Origin of the sequence: Streptomyces ossamyceticus (genome assembly GCF_001418475.1) — a bacterium.
GTDB lineage: Bacteria > Actinomycetota > Actinomycetes > Streptomycetales > Streptomycetaceae > Streptomyces > Streptomyces ossamyceticus.
Genome location: NZ_LIQX01000248.1, coordinates 1 through 5,550, shown reverse-complemented (window position 1 = coordinate 5,550; position 5,550 = coordinate 1). Strand labels below are relative to the sequence as shown.

The following is a 5,550-nucleotide window of genomic DNA, read 5'->3' as shown; positions in this document are numbered from 1 at the left end:
CTGCGCGACTCCTACCGTGAGGCCCACCCCGACCCCGTGCGGGCCCCCGGCCACACCTGGTCGCCGATCCACGTCGAGCACGAGGACGGCAGCGGCCGCCCCGAGCCGCAGGACCGCATCGACTTCGTCCTGCACCGGGGCCTGGCCGTGCTCGACTCCCGCACCTACGTGCGCGGGACCCCCCGCACCTGGCCGGACGTCGAGGACAACGACTGGCCTTCGGACCACGCGGCCGTCGTGACGACGTTCGCGCTGGGCACGGCCCGCGGGGAGTGACGGCCGAAATCCCCTGGGCCGGGCGGAACCGCGCGGCTAGCATCGGTGCCATGACCTGGCGACATTGATCCACCAGCCGTGCCTCCCGAGGGCCGCCTCGGACGCCGTACCCCCGACGTCCGAATCGCCCCCGCGGGAAGGCCCCATGACACTCTCACCTGCGCGTGCGCCCCGCGCCGCGGACCTCCGGGCCACCGGTGTCCGCCGGCTGACGGCCACGCTGTACGGCTACGCGTTCCTCGACGACTTCGTGCTGCTCTACCCGGTGTACGCGCTGCTGTTCAGCGACACCGGTCTGTCCCTCTGGCAGGTCTCCTCGCTGTTCGCCCTGTGGTCGATCACCGGGATCCTGCTGGAGGTACCCTCCGGCGCCTGGGCCGACGCCGTCTCCCGACGGCTGCTGCTGTGGCTCGGCCCGCTGCTCACCGCCGCCGGCTTCGCCCTGTGGGTGATCGTTCCGTCGTACGGGGTGTTCGCCCTCGGCTTCGTGCTGTGGGGGGTGCGCGGAGCGCTCGGCTCCGGTGCCCTGGAGGCGCTGGTCTACGACGAACTGGACCGGCTCGGCGCCGATGACCGGTACGCGCGCGTGATCGGCCGGGCCCAGGCGGCCGGGATGGTCGCCGTGATGGCGGCGATGGGGCTGGCCGGGCCGGTGCTCGACCTCGGCGGCTACCCGGCCGTCGGCGCGGCGAGCGTCCTGGTCTGTGTGCTGACCTCGGCGCTGGCGACCCGGTTCCCCGAGCACCGCCCGACGGCCGCCGTCGGCGCCGACCGTGCCTCCACTCTCACGACCCTGCGGACCGGGCTCGCCGAGGTCCGCCGCAGCCGATCCGTGCGCGGAGCCCTGCTCCTGGTCCCCGCGGTCGGCGCGGTCTGGGGCGCCCTCGACGAGTACACCCCGCTGCTGGCCCGCGACACCGGCGTGGCCCAGCAGACCGTGCCGTACCTCCTGCTGCTGATCTGGGCCGGACCCACGATCGGCAGTCTGCTGACCGGTGTGGGCGAACGCCTCGGCACGACCGGACTCGGGGTGGTCCTCGCCGTCTCGGCGTTCGCCCTCGCCGGGGGCGCCCTGACGGCGACCCCCGCCGGTGTCGCCCTCGTGGGTGTCGCGTTCGGCGGCTTCCAGCTGGTCAACGTGCTCGTCGACGCCCGGCTCCAGGACCGTGTCGAGGGGGAGTGCCGGGCCACCCTCACCTCGGTCGCGAGCATGGGCACCGAACTGGCCTCGGTCGCCGTCTTCGCCGGGTACGCCCTGCTCGGCGCACACCACGCCCACAGCACCGTCTTCGCGGTGTTCGCGGTGCCCTACCTGGTGACGGCACTGATCCTGGTCGCGAGAAGGGGGACGTCCACGGCACGCACCTGACACCCGCCCAGCGGGGCTCCCTCTTGCCCTCCGTGAGGGGGCAGCCCCGCAGGGTCTCGGAGGACGGGAAAGCACCGCCCGCGGCGCGCAACGAATCGCCGCGGACCGACCCCAGGACGCAACGAACCGCTCACCGGCGCGCAACGGCTCCTCCTTGTCCGGCCTGGTCAGCCGCCCGTACCGTCTACATGACCCCCAGACCCCCCTCCTTCCGGTGAGGAACGCGCATGCGCATCGCCCTGCTCCAGAGCTCCGGCCGCCCCGGCTCGGTCGTCGAGAACCTCAAGGTCCTCGACGAGGCCGCGGGCCGCGCCGCCGCTGCCGGGGCGGGGCTGCTGATCGCCCCCGAGATGTTTCTGACGGGGTACGCGATCGGCGACGACATCGCCCGGCTCGCCGAGCCCGCGGACGGCGACTCGGCCGACGCGGTCGCGGAGATCGCCGTACGCCACGGCCTCGCCGTCGCGTACGGATACCCCGAGCGGTCCGGCGAGGTCGTCTTCAACTCGGCGCAGCTCGTCTCCGCCGACGGCGCCCGGCTCGCCAACTACCGCAAGACGCACCTCTTCGGCTGCTTCGAGCGGGACCACTTCACGCCGGGCGAGCAGCCCGTCGTCCAGGCCGAGCTGGACGGCGTCCGCGTCGGGATCATGATCTGCTACGACGTGGAGTTCCCGGAGAACGTCCGCGCCCACGCCCTCGCCGGCACCGACCTGCTGGTGGTGCCCACGGCCCAGATGCATCCGTTCCAGTTCGTCGCCGAGTCGATGATCCCGGTGCGGGCCTTCGAGAACCAGCTGTACGTCGCGTACGTCAACCGGGTCGGCCGGGAAGGGGAGTTCGAGTTCGTCGGGCTGTCCACGCTGGCCGGGCCCGACGGGGTCGCGCGCACCCGCGCCGGACGCGACGAGGACCTCGTCCTCGCCGACGTCGACCCCGCGCTCGTCGCGGCCTCCCGAGAGGCGAACCCGTATCTGACGGACCGCCGCCCCGGCCTCTACGGGTCCCTGGTCTGACCCTCTTCCTCCCTCCCCGCCCCGCCGCTTTCCCGCAAGGAGTCCGTACCCCATGACGTCCACCGTGCCCAACGCCATCGAGCACGCAGACGAGCAGCAGCCGCCGATCACCATGTTCGGCCCGGACTTCCCGTACGCGTACGACGACTTCCTGGCCCACCCGGCGGGCCTCGGCCAGATCCCGGCGACCGAGCACGGCACCGAGGTCGCGGTCATCGGCGGCGGGCTGTCCGGCATCGTGGCCGCGTACGAGCTGATGAAGATGGGCCTCAAGCCGGTCGTGTACGAGGCCGACCGGATCGGTGGCCGGCTGCGCACGGTCGGCTTCGAGGGCTGTGACCCCTCGCTCACCGCCGAGATGGGCGCCATGCGCTTCCCGCCCTCCTCCACCGCCCTCCAGCACTACATCGACCTGGTCGGCCTGGAGACGCGGCCCTTCCCCAACCCTCTCGCGGAGACCACGCCCTCGACCGTCGTCGACCTCAAGGGCGAGTCGCACTACGCCGAGACGATCGCGGACCTCCCGCAGGTCTACCGCGATGTCGCCGAAGCCTGGAACAAGTGCCTCGACGAGGGCGCCGACTTCTCCGACATGAACCGCGCCATACGCGAGCGGGACGTCCCGCGCATCCGTGAGATCTGGGCGCGGCTCGTGGAGAAGCTCGACAACCAGACCTTCTACGGCTTCCTCTGCGACTCCGAGGCCTTCAAGTCCTTCCGGCACCGCGAGATCTTCGGCCAGGTCGGCTTCGGCACCGGCGGCTGGGACACCGACTTCCCCAACTCCATCCTGGAGATCCTGCGCGTCGTCTACACCGAGGCCGACGACCACCACCGCGGCATCGTCGGCGGCAGCCAGCAGCTCCCGCTGCGCCTCTGGGAGCGCGAGCCCGAGAAGATCGTGCACTGGGCGTACGGCACCTCCCTCGCCACGCTGCACGAGAACGGCGAGCCCCGCCCCGCTGTGACCCGGCTGCACCGCACCGCCGGCAACCGGATCACCGTGACCGACGCGAACGGCGATATCCGCACCTACCAGGCGGCCGTCTTCACCGCCCAGTCCTGGATGCTGCTGTCGAAGATCGACTGCGACGACTCGCTCTTCCCGATCGACCACTGGACGGCGATCGAGCGGACCCACTACATGGAGTCCAGCAAGCTGTTCGTGCCGGTCGACAGGCCGTTCTGGTTGGACAAGGACGAGACCACGGGCCGGGACGTCATGTCGATGACGCTCACCGACCGGATGACGCGCGGCACGTACCTCCTCGACGACGGCCCGGACAAGCCCGCCGTCATCTGCCTCTCCTACACCTGGTGCGACGACAGCCTGAAGTGGCTGCCGCTGTCCGCGAACGAGCGGATGGAGGTCATGCTGAAGTCGCTCGGCGAGATCTATCCGAAGGTCGACATCCGCAAGCACATCATCGGCAGCCCGGTCACCGTCTCCTGGGAGAACGAGCCCTACTTCATGGGCGCGTTCAAGGCCAACCTGCCCGGCCACTACCGCTACCAGCGGCGCCTGTTCACCCACTTCATGCAGGACCGGCTGCCCGAGGACAAGCGGGGCATCTTCCTCGCCGGCGACGACATCTCCTGGACGGCCGGCTGGGCCGAGGGCGCGATCCAGACCGCGCTCAACGCCGTCTGGGGCGTCATGCACCACCTCGGCGGCACCACCGACGCGACCAACCCCGGCCCCGGCGACGTGTACGACGAGATCGCGCCCGTGGAACTCCCGGAGGACTGAGCCGGCCGCCGCTCAGTCCGGCAGCGGCGTCAGGAGCATCCGCCCCGCGCACCCCACCGCCGCGTCCAGGCGGTGGGCCAACTCCTCGGCGAGATCGGGGAGCCCGCGCAGCGCCCACAGGGCCCTGGCCGCCGCCCAGGTGGCCTCGCGGGCCCGCTCCAGGCTCCACGACCCGAGCAGATGGGTGAGCGGATCGGCGACCTGGAGGAGATCGGGGCCCGGCATCAACTCCTCGCGGACGCGCTCCTCCAGCGAGACAAGGAGATCGCCCACGTCCTCGAACTCGTCCTCCAGGTCGACGGGTTCACAGCCGAGCGTACGACAGGCGTCCACGACGGCGAGCGCGAGGTCGTGCCCGATGTGCGCGTTGATGCCCGAGAGCGCGAACTGCAGCGGACGTACGCCGGGATGGCGCCGGAGCTGGAGCATCGGCCGCCAGCACGCGGGCGCGGGGCCGCCCTCCGCCACCCTCAGGTACCGCTCCGCGAAGCGCACGTCGAGGGCGATCGCGGCCCGCGGATCCGCGAAGCGACCGGCGTCGACCCGCCGGCCCACGGCCTCCGTGACGGTGAGGTAGACACGGTTGAAGACCGCGATCCCGTCCCGCTCGGGCAGGGCGGCGTCGAGGGCCCGCATACGGGCGACGACGGCGTCCACCGAGTCCACGGAATTGGTGAAATGTTCCAACTGCGCCATAAGGGGCAGGGTCCCAGGCCTAGGCTGACACCGATGCCGCCGTGCCCGGCACATCCCCGGATCGGGGGAACGCGGGCCCGTGCGGCGAGTACCGGGAAGCCGGTGAGCTCGGTCCGGGGAGCAGGGGGGAGCACCACGTGGCAGGCTTACGCGCCCAGCGACTGGCCGCGCGCCGCGCCGCGCACCGGCGGAAGGTGCGCCGAGGCGCCCTGATCGCTGCCGCGTCGCTCGTGGCCGTCGCCGGCACCGTCACCGGCGCCATGGCCGGACAGGGTCCGGGCCTCGGCGGCGCCCCCGTCGCCGTTCAGTCCGGCCATGGCGCCGGTGACGGTGCCGGCGACGGCCACGAGCGACGCGGCAGCGATCAGGGCGCCTCGGCGCACCTTCCGCCGGTTCGCGGCGCGGCGCGCGGCCAGTCGCTGTGCGCGTAAGCCTGCCACGTG

At 72.1% G+C, this 5,550-nt stretch carries 4 protein-coding genes and 2 pseudogenes; 4 read left to right on the top strand and 2 right to left on the bottom strand.

The genetic code is table 11. The annotated features are described in order from the left end of the window. From AOK15_RS19295 to AOK15_RS19280, 4 genes and pseudogenes are all read left to right on the top strand, one after another. Positions 1-276: pseudogene (locus AOK15_RS19295) on the top strand (HAD-IA family hydrolase); the annotation flags it as partial. Positions 277-421: 145 nt separating this feature from the next. Continuing rightward, on the top strand, positions 422-1,645 hold the full coding sequence (locus AOK15_RS19290) for an MFS transporter (protein ID WP_055518478.1): 1,224 nt from the start codon (positions 422-424) through the stop codon (positions 1,643-1,645). 227 nt (positions 1,646-1,872) lie between these two features. Next, on the top strand, positions 1,873-2,661 hold the full coding sequence (locus tag AOK15_RS19285; RefSeq protein WP_055518476.1) for a carbon-nitrogen hydrolase family protein: 789 nt from the start codon (positions 1,873-1,875) through the stop codon (positions 2,659-2,661). Positions 2,662-2,713: 52 nt separating this feature from the next. Then, complete coding sequence (locus AOK15_RS19280) at positions 2,714-4,411, top strand: flavin monoamine oxidase family protein (RefSeq protein WP_055518474.1); 1,698 nt, start codon at positions 2,714-2,716, stop codon at positions 4,409-4,411. Positions 4,412-4,423: 12 nt separating this feature from the next. On the opposite strand, the gene AOK15_RS19275 is transcribed toward AOK15_RS19280, so the two are convergent. Together AOK15_RS19275 and AOK15_RS19270 are read right to left on the bottom strand one after the other, a co-directional pair. Continuing rightward, positions 4,424-5,107 (bottom strand): DUF5995 family protein, encoded by a 684-nt coding sequence (locus AOK15_RS19275; protein ID WP_055518472.1) that lies wholly within the window; start codon positions 5,105-5,107, stop codon positions 4,424-4,426. Positions 5,108-5,253: 146 nt separating this feature from the next. Then, positions 5,254-5,550, bottom strand: a pseudogene (locus tag AOK15_RS19270) (hypothetical protein); the annotation flags it as partial.